This window comes from Acidovorax sp. FG48, from assembly GCF_057809085.1.
Genome location: NZ_JBMDJH010000014.1, coordinates 38017 through 59244, shown reverse-complemented (window position 1 = coordinate 59244; position 21228 = coordinate 38017). Strand labels below are relative to the sequence as shown.

The following is a 21228-nucleotide window of genomic DNA, read 5'->3' as shown; positions in this document are numbered from 1 at the left end:
GGAGTCGGGCATTTGCGTGCGTAGGACAGTGCTACGCCCCACGTCCAGACGTTGCTATTGCTTGAAGACGACGGCATCCAGCGCCATCGCGCGGATCGCCTCGGCCGCAGCATCGGCCTGGGCGCGGGTGGCGTAAGGCCCCACCCGCACCCGGATGCGGCGGCCCTTGGAATTGTTCAGCTCCTGGCGGAACGCGGGCAGGCCTTCGTTGAGCAGGCGCGCCTGTGTCTTGCGGGCGTTGGCTTCCTCGGCAAACAGGCCCACGTTGATGTAGTAGCCCGGGGCTGTGCCCACCGTGGGCAGCGCGGTGTCGGCGCTGGAGGCTGCAGCCGCTGGGGCCTTGGGCTTGGCGGATGCATTGGGGCGGCTGGCGGCCTCACGCCGCGTTGGCGCTGGGGTGCTGGCCGCAGCCGTGGGGGCGCGGGTTGATGCTGCGGGTGTGGCGGGCTTGGGTGCGGAAGCTTTGGTGACCGGCGTGGAGGCCTTGGCTGCGGCGGGCGGTGCAGAGGCTAGGGGCGCGGTCGGTTTGGGAGCAGCAGTGGTGGCGCCGGGTGGTGCGACTGCTGCAGGCGCGGGTGCCACAGGTGTGGGGGCTGAAGCCGCAGCAGGGGCCGGGGGCGCTGCAGGCGCTGCGGTGGCCTCGGTGGCAGGCGTTGTGGGTGTGGCGGGCGTCTGTTCGGCCTCCGGCGCCGGCAAGGCCCCCACGGGGTGGGTTGCAGAAGCGGCCTGGGCCGCTGCCGTGGCTTGTGCCACCGTCACGGCGGGCTCCAATGCCAGCGGCTTCACGTCCGACGGGGACAGTGCCAGGTAAGCGATCAGTGCAGCCAGGCCCAGCACGACATTTGCCAGTACCAGCACCTGCAGCCGCTTGCGCGAGCTGGCCTGCTTTTCGAGCAGCGCACAGGCTTCGGGCACGGTGCGCGATGCAGCCAGCGCACGCGCAATGCGTTTGCGGATGTCGGCGTACAGGATGGCGTTGCCGTACAGCCCCGGCACGGCAAAGGCCAGCACCGCAAAGGCGCCCAGCACGCCCAGTTCGATGCCCACGGGCCAGTGCAAGAACGAGCGGCCCACGCCAAACACGATCAGAGCCAGACCCTCGGCCGCCGCCACATAGACCAGCGCAGCGCCCCACAGTTGGCGAAACAGCATCCAGTTCAGGGTGCACAGGCAGGCTGCCCAGTTCCAGGTGGTGGTCGTGCGGCCCGTGTCGTCAAAGCGCTCGAACACCTTCAGGTAGTAGTCCGTGTTCACGGGCCCCAGGGCCAGGCGCGACATGGCGGCAATGGCGTTGTCGGACGGTGAATCGAGCGACATGGCCGGGATGATGGAGGCGACAGGATCCGTGTGGTCGAGCATGGTCGGATTCTGTCATGCACCGGGCGGTGTGTTACCTGCCGCATCGCAAGGTGCTGCGCGGCGGCAACGGGTGCGCGCAGCGTGGCAGTGCGCTGCGCGGCGTCCGGACTGGCCCCTGCATGCCTGTGGGGCGGTTTTTAAGTCAAATTGGCTGCAAGCGCTAGTCGAATATGCGCCAGCAGCTATCAATTAAATAGCGTTCACTATGTGCCCCGCACCAGGGTCATGATCTGGCCCGCGTCGAGCGTGGCCGCCTTCTGCTGAATTTGCGGCAGGTACTGCGTCTGCAACTGCTTGGCGGGCGTGAGCAGGCCCTGAAAGGTCTCGCGCAGCATGGCCGTGCTCATGACCCGGCCACCGGCGTAGTAGCGCTTGGCCACCTGCCCCAGCGCGTAGGTGGTGGCAAACGAAAACGCCATGCCGGTGGCGGCGCCGCCCAGCCCGCCGAGGGTGCGGCCCGCCACCTTGCCCAGCAGGCCGCCCAGCAGCTTGCGGCCAAACTGCTCCAGGTACTGCGACGTCATGCCTACGCCGGCGGCGGCGATGAACTCCTTGATGTGGCCCTGGTCCAGCTCCACCCCGTGCGCCTTACCGATGCCGTAGACCATCTTCACCTGCAGCGGGATGATGGCCATCGATGCCCACGACTGCGGCAGCAGCTCCAGCGCGCCGTTGAGCAGCGCGTAGTTCAGGATGGATTTGTCCAGCTCTGCGTCCGAGGCACCTGCACCGACTGCTGCGGCCGGAGGCGCTGCCGCAGCAGTGGCCACCGGCACCGCCATCGGCACGGCCTTTTCGGCCACGTCCACCAGCGCATCGGCTTGCTGGTCAAATGCCGCCGTCTGCGGGTCGCCCAGCTGCAGCGCCGCCTTGAGGCGGGTCAGAAACTCGCGCTCCGCTGCAGTCTGGCGCCCATCCACATCACACACGCACACGGCCATTTCGTAGGCCAGCTGGCGGTGCATGGGCTCGCTCAGGCCTTGCACGGCGGCCTGCACGCTGGTGCGCTGCAGCAGCACGTCCTGGTAGATGCGCGGCAGGTCGGCCACGCCCCCGTCGCCCGCGAGCGACTGGGCAATGCGGCGGATCTCTTCGCGTTCGGCATCGTCCTTGTTGCCATCGGCAAACGCGGCCAGAAGGGCGATGGTGAGGATGGATTTTTGCTGGTCCAGGGTCATGGTCGTCGTGCGGGAAAAAGAGGTAGGAGGGGCTGCGCACCGCTTGCAGTGCGTCGTGCGGTGGCTTGTGGGCAGGTTCTTAGGTGCAGTCTAGGCAATGCGGTTTCAACGCCACAGCGTGTGGGGGATTGGTGGCGCGGGCTGTGCGTGGCGCCCGGGCTTCGGGTTTTCCCTTGGGTAGTTCGGCGACTGTGCGGACAGCCGTGGCTTGCCTACAGTGCTTGCCATCGCGCCGTCGTGGCGCACATCAATGGAGGATGGACATGGGTGCAGCGATGGTGGGTTGGGCACATTTGCCGTTTGGCCGGCTGGACGGCCTGGGGCTTGAAGACCTCATCACGCGCGCGGGCCGCGAGGCCCTGCAGCACGCGGGCATTGACGGCACGGTGGTGGACGGCGTGTGGCTGGGCAACCTCAACGGCGGCTTCACGCCTGATGTGTTTGCCTCGTCGCTGGCCCTGCAGTGCGACGACGCCCTGCGCTGGAAGCCCGCCACACGGCTGGAGAACGCCTGCGCGTCGGGCTCGGCCGCCCTGTATGCCGCGTGCGATGCGATCGAAGCCGGCCGCGCCCGGGTCGCCCTTGTCATCGGCGCGGAAAAGATGACCGCTGTCTCCGGCGCCGAGACCACGCGCATCCTGGGCGACTGCGGCTACTCCGGCGAGGCGGGCGATCCGCCCGGTGGCTTTCCGGGCATTTTTGCGTCCATCGCGCAGGACTACTTTGCCGCGCATGGCGACCATTCGGCCACCCTGGCACGCATCGCCGCCAAGAACCACGCCAACGGCGCGCTCAACCCCTGGGCGCACATGCGCAAGGACCTGGGCTTTGAGTTGTGCAACACCGTGTCCGACCGCAACCCGATGATTGCCGCGCCCCTGCGCAAGACGGACTGCTCTCTGGTGTCTGACGGCGCGGCGGCGGTCATCCTGGCGGCCGATGATGCAGTGGCCGACTTCCCCCGCGCCGTGCGCCTGCGGGCGCGGGTGCAGGTGAACGACTACCTGCCCATGGCGCGCCGCCGCGTGGTGGACTTTGAAGGCCCCCGGCGCGCCTGGCAGCAGGCGCTGCAACAGGCCGGGTGCGCGGTGCACGACCTGTCGCTGGCCGAGGTGCATGACTGCTTCACCATTGCCGAGCTGCTCACCTACGAGGCCATGGGCCTGGCGCCCGCAGGCCAGGGCCACCGCCTGCTCGAAGACGGCACCGTGCTGCGTAGCGGCCGCTTGCCCGTCAACGCGTCGGGCGGGCTCAAGGCCAAGGGCCACCCGATTGGCGCCACGGGCGTGTCAATGCATGTGGTGTCGGCCATGCAGCTCATGGGCGAAGCGGGCGACCTGCAGGTGCCCGGCGCCACGCTGGCGGGCGTGTTCAACATGGGCGGATCGGCCGTGGCCAACTACGTGAGCATTCTGGAGCGCGCCCGATGAACATGGCCCACCTGCTGCGCCGCAGCGCCTTGCTGTACGCCCACCGGCCCGCACTGCTGCATGGCGACCAGGTGCTGTGGAGCTACGGCACGCTGGCCGCGCGCACCGCTGCGCTGGCCGCCCATCTGTGCACGCGCTGTGGCGTGGCCCCGGGCGACCGCGTGGCCATCTACGCCGCCAATGCGCCCGAATACCTGGAGGCCCTGCACGCCATCCTGTGGGCGGGCGCTGTGTCGGTACCGGTCAACTACAAGCTGCATGCCAAAGAACTCGCCTACGTGCTGGCCGACTCGGGCGCGCGCGTGGTGCTGACCTCTGAAGCGCTGGCACCCGCCGTGCGCGAGGCCGGGGCGCCGCAGGACGCGGTGCTGGTCTTTGGCTCCGACGCATACCGCGCCGCAGTCACCCACACGCCCATGGATGTGTGCGACCGCGCGCCGCATGACGTGGCCTCGCTGTTCTACACCTCGGGCACCACTGGCCGACCCAAGGGCGTGATGCAGACCCACCGCAACCTGCTGGCCATGACGGCCTGCTACTTCACCGATGTGGACGACATCCTGCCCGGCGACGCCATGGTCTATGCCGCGCCCATGTCGCACGGCGCGGGGCTCTACAACTACGCCCAGATGCTGCGCGGCGAGCGGCATGTGGTGCCGCTGTCGGGCGGGTTCGAGCCGGCCGAGCTGGTGCAGTTGGCGGCCAGCGTGGGCCAGCTCACCCTGTTTGCCGCACCCACCATGGTGCACCGCCTGGTGGACCATGTGCGCGCCACGGGCGCCGATGTGTCGGGCTTCAAGACCATCGTCTACGGCGGCGGCCCCATGTATGCCGACGACCTGCGCAACGCCCTGGCCGTGATGGGCAATCGCTTTGCACAGATCTACGGCCAGGGCGAAAGCCCCATGACCATCACCGCCCTATCGCGCGCCCAGCTGGCCGACCGCGACCACCCTCGTTGGGCCGAACGCATGGTGTCGGTGGGCGTGGCGCAGTCGCTGGTGGAGGTGCGTGTGGTCGATGCTGCAGGCCAGCCTGTGCCTACTGGCGAGACCGGCGAGGTCGTGGTGCGCGGCGACACCGTGATGCCCGGCTACTGGAACAACCCCACCGCCACGGCGCAGACGCTGCGCGACGGCTGGCTCTACACCGGCGACATGGGCGCGCTGGATGCCGATGGCTTTCTCACACTCAAGGACCGGTCCAAGGACGTGATCATCTCCGGCGGCAGCAACATCTATCCGCGCGAGGTGGAAGAGGTGCTGCTGCTCCACCCCCAGGTGCGCGAGGTCGCCGTGGTGGGCCAGCGCGATGCGGAATGGGGCGAGGTGGTGGTGGCCTTCCTGGTCGCTGGGGAGGGTGGTGCAGTGCCCGGGGCAGAGCTGGATGCGCTGTGCCTGGAGCACATTGCGCGGTTCAAGCGGCCCAAGGAATACCAGTGGGTGGAGGCGCTGCCGAAGAATGCCTATGGGAAGGTGTTGAAGACGGAGTTGCGGAGCAAGGGGTAGTCATGCGGCGGTGCGGCACGATGGGCAGTAGCGCGTCGAGACAGCCCGCTCTCACGGCGGGCCGTCGTCGGCGGGTTGTTTGTGGACAGGTGTCCGCGCAAGTTCGGACGCTTTTCAAACCGGCTTTCGACACCAGCGCCAGAACGTGGACCTGCTGACCCCCAGCTCTGCAGCGGCTGCGCCGGTGCGTCCGCCATGGCGCTCCAGCGCTGCCAGGGCCCGTGTGTGCCGGTCAGGTTTTTCTGGCGGGTGCTCTGTGGCGGTTGGGGTGTCTGGGGCTTCTTCGATGTGTGGCGTGCCCGCAAAGAGTTCCGGGCATTCGTCTCGCAGACTGCTCCACTCCACGCTGTCGCTGCGGCGATACTGGGACAGCCATACGGCGATGCGGTCGCACAGGTTTTCCAGCTCGCGCACGTTGCCGGGCCAGGGATGCTGTTCCATGGCGTCTCCCCATTGGGCCAACACCTCAGCGGCGGTGACACCGGACGCGCCGACCCGGCTCAGACTGTGGGCCAGCAAACGCGCGGCCAGGACTTGGACGTCGCCCTTGCGATCCCGCAGCGCAGGCAATGCCAGCGTGAGGGTGTTGAGGCGGTAGTACAGGTCCTGGCGGAATTGGCGCGCGTTCACCATCTGCAGCAGTGGCTGGTGGGTTGCCGCTATCACGCGCACATCGACCGGGATGGACGTGACGGACCCCAAGCGGGTGATGCGCCGCTCCTGCAGTACGCGCAGCAAGCGGGTTTGCAGCGTGAGTGGCATGTCGCCGATTTCGTCCAGAAACAGGGTTCCCGTGTGGGCTGCTTCAAACAGCCCGCGCTTGCCGCCGCGGCGTGCGCCGGTGAAGGCGCCTTCCTCGTGGCCGAACAGCTCGCTTTCGAGCAGCGTTTCCGGGAACGCGGCGCAGTTGATGGCGACAAAGGGGCGGCGCGCCCTCTGGCTCGCGTTGTGCATGGCCTGTGCAAAGAGTTCTTTGCCGGTGCCGCTCTCGCCAGTGATCAGAACGCTGAAATCGGTGGCGGCATAACGGCGGGCTCTGGCGATGGCTTGCAAAAACGCCGGGGCTTGCCCCACCAGGCTCTCAAAGCGGTGGCGCGCAGCATGGTCGCTGCGGCGGTGCTGAATGCGCAGGCTGTTGTCCGCCTCGTGGATGGTGCGTGCGTCGTACAAGGTCAGCGCCGCACCCGTGGTGTGGCCGCCTTCGTAAATGGGTGTGCGATTGGCAATCCAGTCGCGGCCTTGCAGGCGCAGCACCGCGCCATGTTCGGGCTGGCCGCCTTCCAGTGTCTCGCGCAGCGACAGATCGGTGGTGACGGACGCCAGCGGTTCACCCAGGCGCGGCGCACGCACCAGGCCCAAAATGCGTTGCATCGCCGGGTTGATGGCAATGATCTGCTCGGACTGATTCACCGCCAGGACTGCCTCTTGCAGCGTGTGCAGCACCGTGTTGAGCTGTTCGTATCGCCCGGCCTCCAGCTGCGCCACCCGCGCCAGCTCCAGGGCGTCTTCAAAGCCCTGGCGGATGCTGGCATGCGAATACGCCAGCAGGCCAACCAAGCCTGCGTTTTCTGCCAGTTCTACCACCAGGCTGGAACCCACGACCACGCGGATGCCATCGCTGTGCAGCTGGCGGATGCACGCGCGGGCCGTGTCGGGCGTCTGGTAGGCGTACTGGTGGATATCGATGTTCAGCAGGCCCTTGACGGATTCCAGCTCCGGAAGGGTGTGGCCGTACATCACGATGCCCACGCGGTCGGCCGTTGCCCGGGCCTTGATGAGCGCCTGCAGGATGTCAAACCCGCTCAACTGGATGGTGGCCACCGGGGCGCTGATCCCGCTGCGCAGCAGGCTGGCGTTGGACCCTGCGCTGACAAAGACATCGACCAGTCCGCTGTCCAGCCGCTTGCGGGCCAGGTCCAGCGCCACTTCAAAGCTGCCATCGATCACCTCGATCTCCGCTCTGTCCCGGTATTCCGCCACGATGGGCATGGCCATCAGCCGGATCTGGCGATAGCTCATGAAGCAAAGGCGAGGGCGACTGGCAAGTGGGGTGACGGGGGTTGGCATAGGGCGGACGGTTGTGCGGACGATGCGTTGGCTGTGCAAGCGTTTCAACGACAGGTCGTTGCGTTTCATTCTTGCTTGAGTGAAACACAAATATGAAACATTGGGGCGAATGGTGAAACATGCACGCCGCTGCTGTACGACATTGCTGCGGGCATGGCCAATCAAATCAATGCCTTACGGCAGGTGGGCGGGCTGGCACGTACTGTGCAGTAGCTGCCTTCATACCACCCTGTTTGCAACATCACTCCATGACCATGTCTGAATCTGCTCCTTCTTCCAAGCCCTCCATGCCCGCTGCCACCTCTTTGTGCCAGCGCCTGGCCCAGCCCGGGCTGGTGATCGCCCCCGGGGTGTACGACATGGTGTCGCTGCGGCTGGCCGACACCTTCGGCTTTGATGCTTTGTACATGACGGGCTTTGGCACCGTGGCCTCGCACCTGGGCTTGCCAGATGCCGGGCTGGCCACGTATTCGGACATGGTGGGGCGGGTGAAGGCCATGGCAGGCATGGCCCGCTCCCCGCTGATTGCGGACGGCGATACGGGCTATGGCGGTCTGCTCAACGTGCGCCACACGGTGCAGGGCTACGAGGCTGCTGGCGCGCAAGCCATCCAGTTGGAGGATCAGGAATACCCCAAAAAATGTGGCCACACCCCTGGCCGCCGGGTGATCCCCATGGAAGACATGGTGCGCAAGATTCGCGTCGCTGTCGACAGCCGCAGTTCGTCCGATTTCCTGGTGATTGCGCGCACGGACGCCCGTACCAGCCTTGGTCTCGATGAAGCCCTGCGCCGGGCAGAGGCTTACGCCCGCGCTGGCGCGGACATTCTTTTTGTCGAGTCCCCCGAGAGCGAGGACGAGATGCGAAAGATCGGCCAAACCGTGGACAAGCCCCTGCTGGCCAACATGGTGGAGGGCGGGCGGACGCCTGTGCTGTCGCACAGCGAGCTGGAGTCCATTGGCTACAAGCTCGCCATCTTTCCGGTCACTGCCTTGCTGGCTGCCACCCAGGCCATGAAGACGGTGTATGCGCAGTTTCAGCGCACGGGCTCGTCAGTGAACAGCGACGCTGGCTTGATGCCCTTTGCGGAATTGACGCAGCTCATGGGTTTTGAGGACGTCTGGGCGTTTGAACGCCAGTACGCCGAGACACCTTGACTTGCGAAGCGTGCGCCGGCTGCAGCCTTTAACCCCCTCGACAAGACGACCTCAAAACACAACACGAAGGAGACAAACATGAAGCCCCATCCATTTCTCGTCCAACACAGCCATGTGCCGCCTGCGTCCGCCATGCCGCGTCGGCGCAAGCTGCTGGCCCTGTCAGCCCTGCTGTGCCTGGGCGCGGTGGCCGGTATGCCCAAGGCCACGCACGCGCAGGACGTGTGGCCCAGCAAACCCCTTCGGCTGATTGTTCCTTTCACGCCCGGGGGCGTCACCGACACCAGCGGGCGTCTGATCGCAGAAAGTCTGGGCAAGCGCCTTGGCCAGCAGATTGTGGTGGACAACAAGCCGGGGGCCTCCGGAAACATTGGCACCGCGCTGGCCAAATCGGCGCCGGCAGACGGCTACACACTGGTACTGGGTTTTGACGGCACCATGGTGATCAATCCGCATGTGTTCTCCAAACTGCCTTTTGACACGGCCAAAGACTTCGCGCCGGTCGGCAAGATTGGGGATGCGACCCTGGTGCTGGTGGCAAACCCCGGTGTGCCGGTCAAGGGCCTGGCCGATGTGATTGACTTGTCGAAGACCCAGCCGGGAGGCCTCTCGTTCGGCACCTCGGGGACGGGGGGCACCCCCCACATTGCTGGTGAGCTGCTCAAGATCCGGACTGGCGCCAACCTGACCCACGTGCCCTACAAAGGTGGCGGCCAAGCCATGACCGATGTGCTGGGGGGCACGATCCCGCTGGTGTACACGGCGGTGGCGGGCGCGCATGGGCACATCAAGTCCGGCAAGCTCAAGGCCATTGCGGTGTCGAGTGCGCAGCGCACCAGCGCGTTGCCCGATGTGCCCACGTTTGTCGAGAGCGGTGTGCCAGATTTTGTCGTCAACTCCTGGGTGGGGCTGCTGGCACCGGTGGGTACGCCTGCGGCGGTCATCACGCGACTCAACACTGAACTGAACGCGGTGCTGAACGATGCCGCCGTGCGCGAGAAATTGCGTGTGATGGGCATCGAGCCGACCCCTGGCACTGCCGAGCAATACCGCGATGAAATCAAGCGGGACCTGGACCGGTATGGTGCCGTGGTGAAGGCGGCTGGCATATCGATCGAATGAGGCGGCTGGTCCTGCACACTTCACCTTTCTCGGAGCAAATCCATGGATCTGAATCTGAAGGACAAACATGTCCTCATCACGGGGGGCAGCAAAGGCATTGGTTATGCCTGTGCGGCGGCGTTTCTGGCCGAAGGGGCGCGCGTCAGCCTGGTATCCCGCAGCACCGAACACCTGGAGGCCGCACGTGGTCGGTTATCGGCGGATGTCCATGGCAGCGCTGGGCGCATCAGCGTCCATGCGGCGGACCTGCAGCAGCCGGAGGCGGCAGCGAAAGCGCTGGCGGCTGCTGAAGCCGCCTTCGGGGACGTCGATGTGCTGGTCAACTCTGCTGGGGCTGCCCGGCGCACCCCGCCCGAGGAGCTGAGCGCGCAGGCCTGGCACGACGCGATGAACGCCAAATTCTTCACGTACGTCCACATGGTGGATCTGGTGGTCAAGAAGATGGGCGCGCGGGGCCGGGGATCCATCGTCAATGTGGTGGGTGCCGGAGGAAAGGTCGCCAGCCCCATCCATATGCCTGGCGGAGCCGCCAATGCGGCGCTGATGCTCATGAGCGCGGGCATGGCGGCCGCCTATGGGCCGAGGGGCGTGCGCGTGAATGCCGTCAACCCGGGCGCCACCCACACCGAGCGATTGCAGGCAGGGATGATCGCCACGGCACGCATGCACAACATCTCGGAGCAAGAAGCGCTTGCGCAGGCCACGAGCAAGGTGCCGCTGGGTCGCCTGGCGCAGCCGGAGGAGGTTGCCAACGTGGTGCTCTTTTTGGCGTCCGAGCGTGCCAGCTATGTCACGGGCGTGGTTCTGACGATGGACGGCGCAGCAACGCCCATGGTGGTGTGATACTGGCGGCACACTCTGGTTGGACAGCGCTTCAATCGCTACCGGAGGCGCTCATTAAGCCTGCGGCCTCCGCGGTTTTGAAGCCCGTCCTACCATCCTGGCTTGCCATCCACAGACCTGACCCATGACCACCACCCTCAAAATCGATTTCGTCTCCGATGTCTCCTGCCCCTGGTGCATCATCGGCCTCAAGGCGCTGGAACAGGCGGCGGACCGGCTCCAGGGCGAGGTCGCGCTGGACCTGCACTTTCGGCCGTTCGAGCTGAACCCGCAGATGGGGCCTGAGGGTCAGGACATTGGCGAGCACCTGCAAGAAAAGTACGGCGCCACGCCCGAGCAGAGCCAGAAGAACCGCGAGGCCATTGCGGCGCGCGGGGCGGCGCTGGGGTTCACCTTCAGCATGGACAAGCGCAGCCGCATCTACAACACCTTTGATGCACACCGCCTGCTGCACTGGGCCGAAGAGAAGGGCGTGCAGGCCGCGCTGAAGAAGGCGCTGTTCAAGGCCTATTTCACCGACGGTCAGGACCCGAGCAACCACGAGGTGCTGGTGCGTGTGGCGAGCGAAGTGGGGCTGGATGCGGCCGAGGCGCGTGCGCTGCTGGCCTCAGACCGCTACGCCGACGAGGTGCGCGAGCGCGAGCAGTTCTATCTGCAAAACGGCATCCATTCGGTGCCTGCCATCATCATTAACGAGCGCCATCTGATCCAGGGTGGGCAGCCGGTGGAGGTGTTTGAGCAGGCACTGCGGCAGATTGCCACGCAGGGTTGATTGCTATTTATTTAATAGCTGATTGGGCATGTTGCACTAGCGCTACCGGTGGTTTTGATCAAAAAAGGGGCCCAAGGCCCCTTTTTTTGTGTGTGCGCGGTGCCTGGGCGGCCGCGTGGACCCGTCACTTGCGCAGCGGGATGGCGGTGGCGCGGTCCACCGGCACTGCGGTCACGCTGTTCTGCGGCGAGCCGTCGATGAGCTTGTCGGAGTAGGTGAGGTACACCAGCGTGTTGCGGGCCGGGTCCACCATGCGCACGATGCGCAGCCGCTTGAACAGGATGGACATGCGCTCGCTGAACACTTCTTCCTGCTTTTTCAACGGCTCGGGAAAGCTGATGGGCCCCACCTGGCGGCAGGCAATGGAGGCCTCGGCGCGGTCTTCGGCCAGGCCCAGGGTGCCCTTGATGCCGCCGATCCGGGCGCGCGACACGTAGCATGTGACGCCCTGCACGCCGGGGTCGTCATAGGCCTCGACGATGATGTCGTGGTCGCGGCCGATCCACTGGAAGGCTGTGTCCACGGTGCCGATCTTTTCGGCAGTGGCAGCCTGCGCTGCGCCGCCTGCAAGGGCGGTGAGGGCAGCAAGGGCCATAGCGGCTGCGGCTGCCAGCGTGCGCGCGGCGGTCATGCCGTGGTCTCGCCTTCGGTGCAGCGCTGGGCCAGGTGGGCCAGGGCTTCTTCGACCTGATCGACCAGCACCAGGCACAGGTCGCCAGGTTGCAGGCGCGCCAGCGCGGCGTCGATGGCGATGAACTCGCCACGGATCTCTTCCACATGCGTGGTGCGGGGGGCGCCCGCCAGGCCTTCGCGCAGCAGGGCCATCACTTCGCCATCGGCGCGGCCCCGCTGGGCGGCGTCCTGGTACAGGATCACGTCGTCAAACGCGGCACCCAAAATCACGGTCTGCTCGCGGATGTCTTCGTCGCGCCGGTCGCCCGCACCGCTGATGACCACGCTGCGGCGCTTGCCGGGGAGGGCGTCCACGGCCTGCACCAGGGCGCGCATGGCGTCGGGGTTGTGGCCGTAGTCGGCGATCACCGTCGCACCCCGGTAGTCCATGATGTTGAAGCGGCCAGGGGCGTTGTCGCTATCGTTCACAAAGCCCGACAGGCCCCGGCGGATGGTCTGCCAGGGCATGCCCACGCCCCAGGCTGCGGCCACAGAGGCCATCACGTTCTCGACCTGGAAGCCGATCTTGCCGTTGCGCGTGATGGGCACGTCACGCAGGTGGATGGTCTCGCGCCAAGAGCCTTCCGAGGCCACGATGGAGTCGCCATCCACATACACGGTGCGGTGGCCCTGGGCGCGGTGCGTGACCATCACGGGGTGGTGGCGGTCGCTCGCAAAGTAGATGACCTTGCCGGGGCAGGACGACGCCATGGCCGCCACGATGGGGTCGGCCGCGTTGAGCACGGCGTAGCCCGTGGGGGCCACGTTCTGCACGATCACGCGCTTGAGCACGGCCAGGTCTTCCACCGTGGTGATGTAGTTCAGGCCCAGGTGGTCGCCCGCGCCGATGTTGGTGACCACGGCCACCTGGCAGCGGTCAAAGCCCAGGCCTTCGCGCAGGATGCCGCCCCGCGCGGTCTCGAACACGGCGGCGTCCACCTCGGGATGCAGCAGCACGTTGCGGGCGCTCTTGGGGCCGCTGCAATCGCCGCTGTCAATCTGGCGGCCATTCACATACACGCCGTCGGTATTGGTCATGCCCACGCGCAGGCCCTGCGCGGTGAACAGGTGCGCAATCAGGCGGGCGGTGGTGGTCTTGCCGTTGGTGCCGGTCACGGCCACGGTGGGGATGCGGCCGTCGTCGCCATAGGCAAACAGTTTGTCCACCATGGCAGCCCCCACGTTGCGGGGCTTGCCGTAGCTGGGGGCCAGATGCATGCGCAGGCCGGGGGCGGCGTTCACTTCCACAAAGCCGCCGCCTTGCTCTTCGAGCGGGCGCAGCACGGTCTCGGCCACCATGTCCACGCCGCAGATGTGCAGGCCCACCATCTGGGCGGCGGCTACAGCGCGGGCTGCGACCTCGGGGTGCACGTCGTCGGTGACATCGGTGGCGGTGCCGCCGGTGGACAGGTTGGCGTTGTTGCGCAGGATGACGCGTTGGCCTTTTTCGGGCACCGAGTCGGGCGTCAGGCCCTGCATGGCCAGGCGGGCTACGGCAATGTCGTCCAGGCGGATCTTGGTCAGCGAGGTGGCGTGGCCTTCGCCACGGCGCGGGTCCTGGTTGACCACGTCCACCAGCTGGCGCACGGTGTGTTCGCCATCGCCCAGCACCTGGGGCGGCTCGCGGCGTGCAGCGGCCACCAGTTGGTCGCCCACCACCAGCAGGCGGAAGTCGTGGCCGGGCAAAAAGCGCTCGACCATCACGGTGCCATAGTCGGCGGCGTTCTTGTAGGCCTCTTCGAGCTGGGCGCGGTCGGTGATGTTGACGGTGACGCCCTTGCCCTGGTTGCCGTCTTGCGGCTTGACCACCACGGGCAAGCCGACCTTGAGGGCGACTTCCCAGGCTTCGTCCACGCTGTCCACGGGCTTGCCCAGGGGCACGGGCACGCCGGCCGCATGCAGCAGGCGCTTGGTCAGGTCCTTGTCCTGGCCGATGGATTCAGCCACGGCGCTGGTGGAGTCCACCTCGGCCGCCTGGATGCGGCGCTGCTTGGAACCCCATCCAAACTGCACCAGGCTGCCGCGTGTGAGGCGGCGGTAGGGAATGCCACGGGCCACGGCGGCCTCGACGATGGAGCCGGTGCTGGGGCCCAGGCGCTCGTCCTCGTCCAGCTCGCGCAGGTCGGCGATCACGGCGTCCGCGTCAAAGCTGCCGTTGCCCAGTGCGGCCTCGATGAGCTGTTGTGCGTATTCAAACGCCTTGCGGCCCACGGCTTCTTCGCTGTATTCGACGACCACCTGGTACACGCCCGCATCGGTGGTGGCGGTGGTGCGCGCAAAGGTCACGGGGCAGCCGGCCTGCGCCTGTAGGGCCAGCGCGGCGGTCTGCAGCACGTGGGCCAGCGACACGTCGCCGCCACCGGTTTCCGGGTGCAGCGCGCCGATGGCGGGGAACAGGGCCCGCAGGCGGGCTTCGAATCCGGCCATCTGGCCCACGGCGCGCTCGTTCTCGGCGCAGGTCACCACGGCCTCGATGGCCATGTGGCGGCTCCAGAGGTTGGGGCCGCGCAGGGCCCGGGTGCGGGTTACATCCATGGAAGTCTCTTTCAGTGGTCCATCAGGGCACTGGGGCCCTGTTCAGGTCGTGGGATGTGAGGTCAAACAACAAACAAAGGCAAACGCGCGGCGGGCCATCAAGACCGCAGGGCGGCAGTGGGGACCAGCTCGGGCTCGAAGGTCTTGATGCCTGCGCCGATCAGGTCGGGGGCAATGTCCAGCGCCCAGGCCGCGCCGATGGCGGCCAGCAGGGCGTCGGTATCGGGCACCACTGCATTGCGGCCAAAGGTCAGGTCGGACAGGGCGCCCAGCACATGCTCGGCACTGCCCGTGGCCAGGACCACGCGGCCGTTCTTCACGAAGACCGCGCGGCCGTTGTCCTTGGCGCGGTGCTCGGCAATCACGGGCAGCGTGCCGTCCTGCGCATACAGCACCACGTCGCCGTCCGACAGAGGGGCCAGGTCGGCCACCTGGGGGATGGCCGCATTGAGCACCGCAGCGCCTTCGGCCAGCACCACGTCCACCTGGGTGCGCATCACCTTGGTCATCTGGTCCTGTTCGTGCACGTCAAACTCGGCCAGTGTTTCCACGCCATCCATGTCGGTCACCACGCCCACCTGGCAGCGGTCGTAGGCGAGGCCGTCGCGCAGGATGGTGCGGGCGTCGCTTTCGATCACGGCGGCCTGCACCATCTTGTTCATCAGCAGGCGGTGTGCGGCTTCCCAGTGGGCGCAGTCGGTGGCTTCCACAAGGCGGCGGTCCAGAAAGAGTCCATCACGGCAAGCCAGGCCAGTGTGGTGGCCGCTCAGGTGCAGCAGCCAGGCCACCACGCGCGAGATGGTGGCGGTGTTGCGCGTGCCTGCCACGCCCACCAGGGGGATGCGGCCCGCGGGGCCTTCGTCATCGGCATCGGAGGGGAACAGGTGCTCGGCAATCGCCTGCCCCACGGGGCGGGGCGCGCCCACGGCAGGCTTCAAGTGCATGAGCAGGCCGGGGCCTGCGTTCACTTCAACAATTGCGCCGCCCTGCGTGTGCAGGGGCTTGGAGATGTCGCGGGCCACCATGTCGATGCCGGCGATGTCCAGGCCCACCACCTTGGCGGCGAGTTGGGCGATGTAGGCCACCTCGGGGTGCACGTCGTCCGTGCAGTCCACAGCCACGTTGCCGTTGCGCTGCACCACCACTTGGCGGCCAGCGGCGGGCACCGAGTCGGCGCCCAGGTCCTGGCGCTTGAGTTCGAGCTGCACCTTGGTGTCGGTGGCAAGGTCGATGATTTCGAGCGGGTACTCTTCCTCGTAGCCCCGGCGCGGGTCGGAGTTGAGCTGGCTGTCGATGAGTTCCTTGACCGTATTGCGGCCGTTGCCGGTGATGCTGACCACCTCGCCGCGTGCGGCGGCGACCACCTTGCCGCCGACCACCAGGATGCGGTGCTCGTCGCCGGGGATGAAGCGCTCCACCATCACGTCGCTGCCCTCGGGGTAGGCCACGTGGTAGGCCGCTTCGATGTCTTCCTTCTTGCGCAGGTCCAGTGTCACGCCCCGGCCGTGGTTGCCATCGGAGGGCTTGACCACCACGGGCAGACCGATGTCCTGCGCAGCTTCCCAGGCTTCTTCAGGGCTGTTGACCACCTGGCCTTCAGGAATGGGAACGCCGCAGGACTTGAGCAGGCTCTTGGTCAGGTCCTTGTCGCTGGCGATGCCTTCGGCAATCGCGCTGGTGTATTCGGTCTCGGCGGTCCAGATGCGGCGCTGGCGGGCGCCATAGCCCAGCTGCACCAGGTTGCCGTCGTTCAGACGGATGTGGGGGATGCCCCGGTCGGTGGCGGCGGTGACGATGCAGGCGGTGCTGGGGCCGAGGTACTGGTCGTCCACCTCGGTGCGCACGCGGGCCACGGCGGCTTGCACATCAAAAGGCTGGTCGTTGATGGCCGCCATGATCAGCGCATGGCCCTGGGCCAGTGCCACGCGGGCCACGCTCTCGTCGCGGGCGCGGAACACCATGCGGTACACGCCGCGCTGGCTGGTACTGCGCGTCTGGCCAAAGCCGGTGGGCATGCCCGCTAGGTTGAGCAGCTCGATCACGATGTGCTCTAACACGTGGCCGCACCAGGTGCCCTCCTGCAGGCGTTGCAGGAAGCCGCCGCGTTCGCCCACGCCGCAGTGGTGTTCGATCAGCGCGGGCAGCCATGCCGTCAGGCGGTCATTGAAGCCGGGGATGGTGTTGGAGGGGTAGTCCTCCAGCTCGCCCAGGTCCAGCCAGACTTCCAGGACCGGCCGGTAGGTCCAGATATTGGGGCCCCGCAGGTAGTTGATGCGAAGCAGTTGGATGTCGTTGAGTTTCGCCATGGATTGCAGCGGTTGTGGTTCCGGCCTTGGTAAGGGCTGTGCGGTAGGGGGACGAAAGGGAATTTTGTGGACGATGATTGTGCGCCAGTCCAGCGCCTCTGCGCAGTGTCAGCCAAAAGGCGTCCACAGACGTTACAGGAGGATGCCGTCGCACCGTGGCGTGCAGTATCGGTGAGAATTCTTGCTTTCGCGAGAGCGGCCACCGCAGGCAGCCGGTGGCGGAAAACCCAACCAAAAATGCAACATCACCATTCTGTGGACGCCTCGGGTGTCTTTTCTGGCCCTGTGGGGGCCGATTTGCGGGCCATGCTCGCTTCCAAAGAGAACGTGTTGGCAGCTTTGCCGGTTGACCTGAGCGCCACGCTGCGCTTTGCGGCAGGGTGGGTGGTGGTGACGTCCGAACGGCTGCTGGCTTGCGACCCAGGCACCACCACATGGAGCAGCTGGCCTCTGGGTGAGGGCCTGGCGCTCAAGCTGCATGACCACGGTGGAGTGGGCTCGCTGGAGTTGCACAACCCGGCCGAGCGCCTGGCGCAGTGGCGTTTTACGCTGGCGAACCATCCACAGGCGCTGCGCCTGGTGCAGCGTTTCGAGCAGCAATTGACCCTGGGTGCCGGCAACGTCTCCGCCGATGACGACGAGCCCACCTGCCCCACGTGCCATGCCCCCCTGCCGCCCGACACTGAAGAATGCCCGGCCTGTGCCCGCGCCCAGCCGCCGCAAACCTCTACCTGGGTGCTGCTGCGCCTGTGGCGTTTTGCCCGGCCCTACCGCAAGCAGCTGGCCGCTGGTTTTGCGCTGACGCTGGCATCCACCGCCGCCACGCTGGTGCCGCCGTACCTCACCATCCCGCTGATGGACGACATCCTGATCCCGTTCCAGAACGGCAAGCAGATCGACCCCTTGCTGGTGCTGATGTACCTGGGCGGGTTGCTGCTGTCGGCCCTGCTGGCCTGGGGCCTCTCCTGGGCGCGTACTTATATATTGGCGCTGGTGTCCGAGCGCATTGGCGCCGACCTGCGCACCACGACGTACGAGCATCTGCTGCGCCTCTCGCTGGATTACTTTGGTGGCAAGCGCACGGGCGATCTCATGACGCGCATCGGGTCGGAGACCGACCGCATCAACGTGTTCCTGTCGCTGCATGCGCTCGATTTCATCACCGACGTGCTGATGATTGTGATGACGGCGGCGATTCTGTTCTCCATCAATCCCTGGCTCGCGCTCGTTACGCTGGTGCCGCTGCCCTTCATCGGCTGGATGATCCACACCGTGCGCGACCGCCTGCGCACCGGCTTTGAAAAGATCGACCGCGTGTGGTCTGAAGTGACCAACGTGTTGGCCGACACCATCCCCGGCATCCGCGTGGTGAAGGCCTTTGCGCAGGAAAAGCGCGAGGCCCAGCGTTTCCGCGACGCTAACCAGCACAACCTGGAAGTGAACGACAAGCTCAACAAGACCTGGAGCCTGTTCACGCCCACGGTGTCGCTGCTGACCGAGATCGGCCTGCTGGTGGTCTGGGCGTTCGGCATCTGGCTGGTGTCGCGCAACCAGATCACGGTGGGTGTGCTCACGGCTTTCATTGCCTACATCGGGCGGTTCTATGGGCGTCTGGATTCGATGAGCCGCATCGTCTCGGTCACGCAAAAGGCCGCCGCCGGCGCCAAGCGCATATTTGACATCCTGGACCACGTGAGCAACGTGCCCGACCCTGCCCAGCCCGTCCAGGTGGACAAGGTGCAGGGCGCCATCAGCATGCAGGGCGTGGGTTTCCGCTACGGCAGCCGTGCGGTCATCAAAGGACTGGATCTGGACATCCGCCCCGGCGAGATGATTGGCCTGGTGGGCCACAGCGGCTCGGGCAAGAGCACGCTGGTCAACCTGATCAGCCGCTTTTACGACGTGAGCGACGGCTCCATCCAGGTGGATGGCATCGACATCCGCCGCTTTGCCGTGGCCGACTACCGCCGCCACATCGGCCTGGTGCTGCAGGAGCCTTTCCTGTTCTTCGGCACCATTGCCGAGAACATCGCCTACGGCAAGCCCGAGGCGACGCGCGAGGAAATCGTGGCAGCCGCCCGCGCCGCCCATGCGCACGAGTTCATCCTGCGCCTGCCGCACGGCTATGACTCGCTGGTGGGCGAGCGGGGCCAGGGCCTGTCGGGCGGCGAGCGCCAGCGCATCAGCATTGCGCGTGCGCTGCTGATCGACCCACGCATCCTGATCCTGGACGAGGCCACCTCGGCCGTGGACACCGAGACCGAAAAGGAAATCCAGAAGGCGCTCGACAACCTGGTGCAAGGCCGTACCACGATTGCCATTGCCCACCGCCTGTCCACCCTGCGCAAGGCCGACCGCCTGGTGGTGATGGACCGTGGCGAGGTGGTCGAAGTGGGCCCGCACGACGAGCTGATGGAAAAACAGGGCGCCTACTGGCGGCTGTACGAAGCCCAGGCCCGCCGCGCCGAGGAAGACGCGCAGGCAGCGGGCGTCATCATCGACAGCAGCCTGCTGCACCCGGCCCACCCCGCCGGCAACCCCTGAGACGCTGTGAGCAACCCTGCCATGAATGCTTCCCTGACCCCATCGTCGTCCATCCCCGCCTTCCAGCTCACGCGCAACCCGCACGGCCGCCTGGTCCTGACCCTGGCCGATGGCACGGCCCACGAGGGCGTGACCCCCGTGCGCGCCTTTCCCATCGCCGCGCCTGGCGAGGGGCTCTCTCTGGTGGGTGCCGACGGCCATGAACTGCTCTGGGTTCCCCGGTTGGAGGCCGTGACGGGCGCCGCCCGGCAGCTCATTGAAGAAGAGCTGGAAGTGCGCGAGTTTGTGCCCACTATCCAGAAAATCTTCGCCGTTTCTAGCTTTTCAACACCCAGCACCTGGGATGTAGAGACCGACCGGGGGCCCGCCCGCCTGGTGCTCAAGGCGGAAGAGGACATCCGCCGCCTGGGCGGGCGCACCCGGCTGCTGATCGCCGGTGGCGACGGTTTGCAGTTCCGTGTGAAGGACACCACGGCGCTGGACAAGCATTCGCGCCGCCTGCTCGAACGTTTTCTGTGACCTTTTGCGGCGGAGTCAGTCCGGCTCTGCCCATGGCCCAGGCCCAGGCAGCTGTCCTGCCGCCGTGAGTTGTCTGTGCGCTACTGCGCGACCGTGAGCAGGCTCTGAAGAGCAATTAGAAGGGGGCTGCGCCTGCCCTCTTGCGCATTTCCTGAGATTTCCAGGGAACGACCCGACCCTTGCGTATCCCTGCCCCTGCCCGCTCTCTTGCGCTGGGTGATGCACGCCCTGCCAGCGCTCTCTCCCTCTTAGGACTACGTGGTGGTGCTGCGACATTTGCACGTGCACGGCGTACTTCGGCATCCCTTTGGAAGGCTTCTGCTCGCCATTGCTACCCCTGGAAGGCGCTAAACCGTTCCCAAAGGCTGGATTTTTACTAGGGAAAACCCTAAATTTCGGCCAATCGGTGAAAAAGACCTAAATTCACCCTTCTTTTTGCCGTAATGGATGTACGAACAGGCCGAAAGACCCTCTCCACACTTTTGTTCAACTACGGGCCAATGTCATGCAAATGCCACCTGTCGATCGATCGCCGTCCTGGCGTCCTCAGGGCGCTGATTTGTATTCCACTGGCGCCTCGGGTGCGCCTCCGGTGCGTCCCATCAACGCTCCCAACCCGGTCGAGTCCATGGACCGGCTGGGTGAGGGGGCGATCGTGCGCGAGCCGGACAAACCCTCGGCGCCCGAGGCGCCCAACCGGGACTGGACGGCGGTAAAAAAGAAAGAAACCGTCGAGGAGCCGCCGGAGCCTCCCAAAGAGCCGATCTACAAGCAACTGCTGGAGTTCATCCAGTCAATGTGGCGCGCCAGCGGCAGCGCGGTGGAGGTGGCTCAGGACGTCAACAAGATGACCTTGCAGGAGCGCCTGGCCCAGCAGGCCAAGAACGAGCCGCTGACCTACACCGACCCCAAGGTCAAGCGCACCGGCGGCGTTTGAGCCATCGACGCTGCCGGGCTGCCGCCGCGAAGGCGCCCCATTGCATGTCATGGCGCCCGGTGCAGTTTGGCGAAGCCCCTGTGCAGCGGCAATCTGTGGCGTACAGGAGCCGTATCCGGTGGGCGCCCCTTACCGTGCGCACAGGCTGTGGGGACTACCTCGATGCATCCAGTATTCTTGCTATCAAATAGATAGCTGATGGCGCATATTGCACTAGCGCTCCTAGTCAATTGGATTCATTTTTTGGGTTTGCCGCTCAGCAAAGTGCAACCTGCGTTC

The 21228-nt window shown here is 66.2% G+C and carries 15 protein-coding genes; 9 read left to right on the top strand and 6 right to left on the bottom strand.

Annotated elements, in window-relative coordinates:
- Nucleotides 1-54: 54 nt before the first annotated feature.
- A complete protein-coding gene (locus ACODSU_RS18180; RefSeq protein WP_488843742.1) occupies nt 55-1359 on the bottom strand; it encodes an SPOR domain-containing protein in 1305 nt (434 codons plus the stop codon).
- Between the two features lie 203 nt (nt 1360-1562).
- Complete coding sequence (locus tag ACODSU_RS18175; protein ID WP_488843740.1) at nt 1563-2537, bottom strand: YcjF family protein; 975 nt, start codon at nt 2535-2537, stop codon at nt 1563-1565.
- A gap of 263 nt (nt 2538-2800) precedes the next feature.
- Between ACODSU_RS18175 and ACODSU_RS18170 the strand changes: the two genes are divergently transcribed.
- Entirely contained in the window at nt 2801-3967 is a 1167-nt protein-coding gene (locus tag ACODSU_RS18170) for an acetyl-CoA acetyltransferase (protein ID WP_488843738.1), read from the top strand.
- Nucleotides 3964-5475 (top strand): AMP-binding protein, encoded by a 1512-nt coding sequence (locus tag ACODSU_RS18165; RefSeq protein ID WP_488843736.1) that lies wholly within the window; start codon nt 3964-3966, stop codon nt 5473-5475. Before ACODSU_RS18170 ends, ACODSU_RS18165 begins: the two co-directional genes overlap by 4 nt.
- A 114-nt stretch (nt 5476-5589) precedes the next feature.
- On the opposite strand, the gene prpR is transcribed toward ACODSU_RS18165, so the two are convergent.
- Entirely contained in the window at nt 5590-7542 is a 1953-nt protein-coding gene (prpR, locus tag ACODSU_RS18160) for a propionate catabolism operon regulatory protein PrpR (RefSeq protein WP_488843734.1), read from the bottom strand.
- 248 nt (nt 7543-7790) lie between these two features.
- On the opposite strand from prpR, the gene ACODSU_RS18155 reads away from it, so the two are divergent.
- The 4 genes from ACODSU_RS18155 to ACODSU_RS18140 all read left to right on the top strand — a co-directional run bounded on the left by ACODSU_RS18155 (nt 7791) and on the right by ACODSU_RS18140 (nt 11436).
- Nucleotides 7791-8699 (top strand): isocitrate lyase/PEP mutase family protein, encoded by a 909-nt coding sequence (locus ACODSU_RS18155; protein ID WP_488843732.1) that lies wholly within the window; start codon nt 7791-7793, stop codon nt 8697-8699.
- A gap of 78 nt (nt 8700-8777) precedes the next feature.
- Nucleotides 8778-9821 carry a Bug family tripartite tricarboxylate transporter substrate binding protein gene (locus ACODSU_RS18150; RefSeq protein WP_488843730.1) on the top strand — a complete coding sequence of 348 codons (1044 nt, stop codon included), beginning with the start codon at nt 8778-8780 and terminating at the stop codon, nt 9819-9821.
- 42 nt (nt 9822-9863) lie between these two features.
- The gene (locus tag ACODSU_RS18145; protein WP_488843728.1) at nt 9864-10664 is read left to right on the top strand and encodes an SDR family oxidoreductase; all 801 of its coding nucleotides are present in this window, start codon (nt 9864-9866) and stop codon (nt 10662-10664) included.
- Nucleotides 10665-10788: 124 nt separating this feature from the next.
- The gene (locus ACODSU_RS18140; protein ID WP_488843726.1) at nt 10789-11436 is read left to right on the top strand and encodes a DsbA family oxidoreductase; all 648 of its coding nucleotides are present in this window, start codon (nt 10789-10791) and stop codon (nt 11434-11436) included.
- Nucleotides 11437-11560: 124 nt separating this feature from the next.
- On the opposite strand, the gene ACODSU_RS18135 is transcribed toward ACODSU_RS18140, so the two are convergent.
- The 3 genes from ACODSU_RS18135 to ACODSU_RS18125 all read right to left on the bottom strand — a co-directional run bounded on the left by ACODSU_RS18135 (nt 11561) and on the right by ACODSU_RS18125 (nt 16949).
- On the bottom strand, nt 11561-12067 hold the full coding sequence (locus ACODSU_RS18135) for a CreA family protein (RefSeq protein WP_488843724.1): 507 nt from the start codon (nt 12065-12067) through the stop codon (nt 11561-11563).
- On the bottom strand, nt 12064-14643 hold the full coding sequence (cphA, locus tag ACODSU_RS18130) for a cyanophycin synthetase (protein WP_488843722.1): 2580 nt from the start codon (nt 14641-14643) through the stop codon (nt 12064-12066). The genes ACODSU_RS18135 and cphA overlap by 4 nt, the downstream gene beginning before the upstream one ends.
- 98 nt (nt 14644-14741) lie before the next feature.
- Entirely contained in the window at nt 14742-16949 is a 2208-nt protein-coding gene (locus tag ACODSU_RS18125) for a cyanophycin synthetase (RefSeq protein WP_488843720.1), read from the bottom strand.
- Nucleotides 16950-17186: 237 nt separating this feature from the next.
- On the opposite strand from ACODSU_RS18125, the gene ACODSU_RS18120 reads away from it, so the two are divergent.
- The 3 genes from ACODSU_RS18120 (at nt 17187) to ACODSU_RS18110 (ending at nt 20949) form a co-directional block, all read left to right on the top strand.
- Complete coding sequence (locus tag ACODSU_RS18120; protein WP_488843718.1) at nt 17187-19493, top strand: cyanophycin metabolism-associated ABC transporter; 2307 nt, start codon at nt 17187-17189, stop codon at nt 19491-19493.
- Between the two features lie 21 nt (nt 19494-19514).
- Entirely contained in the window at nt 19515-20012 is a 498-nt protein-coding gene (locus ACODSU_RS18115) for a cyanophycin metabolism-associated DUF1854 family protein (protein ID WP_488843716.1), read from the top strand.
- A 505-nt stretch (nt 20013-20517) separates the two neighbouring features.
- Entirely contained in the window at nt 20518-20949 is a 432-nt protein-coding gene (locus ACODSU_RS18110; protein ID WP_060984310.1) for a hypothetical protein, read from the top strand.
- Nucleotides 20950-21228 lie beyond the last annotated feature (279 nt).

Excerpts from the sequence above, each read along its gene's own strand:
- ACODSU_RS18125 (WP_488843720.1), bottom strand. The coding sequence starts at position 16,949 with ATGGCGAAACTCAACGACATCCAACTGCTTCGCATCAACTACCTGCGG.
- ACODSU_RS18145 (WP_488843728.1), top strand. The coding sequence starts at position 9,864 with ATGGATCTGAATCTGAAGGACAAACATGTCCTCATCACGGGGGGCAGC.
- ACODSU_RS18175 (WP_488843740.1), bottom strand. The coding sequence starts at position 2,537 with ATGACCCTGGACCAGCAAAAATCCATCCTCACCATCGCCCTTCTGGCC.
- ACODSU_RS18165 (WP_488843736.1), top strand. The coding sequence starts at position 3,964 with ATGAACATGGCCCACCTGCTGCGCCGCAGCGCCTTGCTGTACGCCCAC.
- ACODSU_RS18115 (WP_488843716.1), top strand. The coding sequence starts at position 19,515 with ATGAATGCTTCCCTGACCCCATCGTCGTCCATCCCCGCCTTCCAGCTC.
- ACODSU_RS18140 (WP_488843726.1), top strand. The coding sequence starts at position 10,789 with ATGACCACCACCCTCAAAATCGATTTCGTCTCCGATGTCTCCTGCCCC.
- ACODSU_RS18180 (WP_488843742.1), bottom strand. The coding sequence starts at position 1,359 with ATGCTCGACCACACGGATCCTGTCGCCTCCATCATCCCGGCCATGTCG.
- ACODSU_RS18150 (WP_488843730.1), top strand. The coding sequence starts at position 8,778 with ATGAAGCCCCATCCATTTCTCGTCCAACACAGCCATGTGCCGCCTGCG.
- ACODSU_RS18135 (WP_488843724.1), bottom strand. The coding sequence starts at position 12,067 with ATGACCGCCGCGCGCACGCTGGCAGCCGCAGCCGCTATGGCCCTTGCT.
- prpR (WP_488843734.1), bottom strand. The coding sequence starts at position 7,542 with ATGCCAACCCCCGTCACCCCACTTGCCAGTCGCCCTCGCCTTTGCTTC.
- ACODSU_RS18155 (WP_488843732.1), top strand. The coding sequence starts at position 7,791 with ATGACCATGTCTGAATCTGCTCCTTCTTCCAAGCCCTCCATGCCCGCT.
- ACODSU_RS18110 (WP_060984310.1), top strand. The coding sequence starts at position 20,518 with ATGCAAATGCCACCTGTCGATCGATCGCCGTCCTGGCGTCCTCAGGGC.
- ACODSU_RS18170 (WP_488843738.1), top strand. The coding sequence starts at position 2,801 with ATGGGTGCAGCGATGGTGGGTTGGGCACATTTGCCGTTTGGCCGGCTG.
- ACODSU_RS18120 (WP_488843718.1), top strand. The coding sequence starts at position 17,187 with ATGCAACATCACCATTCTGTGGACGCCTCGGGTGTCTTTTCTGGCCCT.
- cphA (WP_488843722.1), bottom strand. The coding sequence starts at position 14,643 with ATGGATGTAACCCGCACCCGGGCCCTGCGCGGCCCCAACCTCTGGAGC.